1 protein-coding gene is annotated in these 1,097 nt (G+C 63.9%); it reads left to right on the top strand.

Annotation, left to right across the window (positions count from 1 at the left end; translation table 11 throughout):
* Positions 1-1,097, top strand: a 1,097-nt coding sequence (locus J2Z30_RS49235; protein WP_209469211.1) for an AMP-binding protein, incomplete at both ends; no start/stop codon positions are given.

Genomic DNA, 1,097 nt, shown 5'->3' with positions numbered 1-1,097 from the left:
CTGATCACCACCACCGACATCGCCCCCACACTCCCCACACCGAGCAATACGCATGCCACACCACACATACTCCTCGACCACCCCCACACCACCACCCACCTCCAAAAACTCCCCACCACCAACCTCACCCCCACCGAACAACCCACCCCACCCGACACCCGCCACCCCGCCTACCTCATCTACACCTCCGGCTCCACCGGCACCCCCAAAGGCGTCACCATCCCCCAAACCAACCTCATCCACCTCTTCACCGCCACCCACCACTACTTCACCCACCACACACCCAACCCCACCCCACAAGTCTGGTGCCAATTCCACTCCTACGCCTTCGACTTCTCCGTCTGGGAAATCCTCGGCCCCCTCCTCCACGGCCACACCCTCATCATCCCCAACCACCACACCACCCGCTCCCCCCACGACCTCATCACCCTCATCCACCAAGAACACATCACCACCCTCTGCCAAACACCCACCGCCCTCTACCACCTCATCAACACCCACCAACAAAACCACCACCAACCCCTCCCCCTCCAACGCATCATCCTCGGCGGCGAACCCCTCGACCCCACCCGCCTCACCACCTTCCACCAACACCACCCCCACACCACCATCATCAACATGTACGGCATCACCGAAACCACCATCCACACCACCCACCACCCCCTCAACCCCAACACCACCCACACCCCCAACACCCCCAGCCCCATCGGACAACCCCTCCCCCACCTCACCACCCACCTCCTCGACACCAACCTCCAACCCACCCCACCAGGCACCCCCGGCGAGCTCTACATCACCGGACCCACCCTCGCCCGCGGCTACCACCACAACCCCACCCTCACCGCCACCCACTTCATCGCCAACCCCTACGGACCACCCGGCACCCGCCTCTACCGCACCGGCGACCTCGCCCACCACCACCCCACCACCCACCAACTCCACTACCACCACCGCACCGACACCCAAATCCAACTCCACGGCTACCGCATCGAACCCGCCGAAATAGAAAACACCCTCACCACCCACCCCCACATCACCCACGCCGCAGCCACCCTCCACCACGACCACCACAACAACAAACACCTCATCGCCTACAC

Source organism: Streptomyces iranensis (assembly GCF_017874715.1).
GTDB lineage: Bacteria > Actinomycetota > Actinomycetes > Streptomycetales > Streptomycetaceae > Streptomyces > Streptomyces iranensis.
Note: the sequence above shows the minus strand (reverse complement) of the source record. Positions and strands in the feature narration are given on the sequence as shown.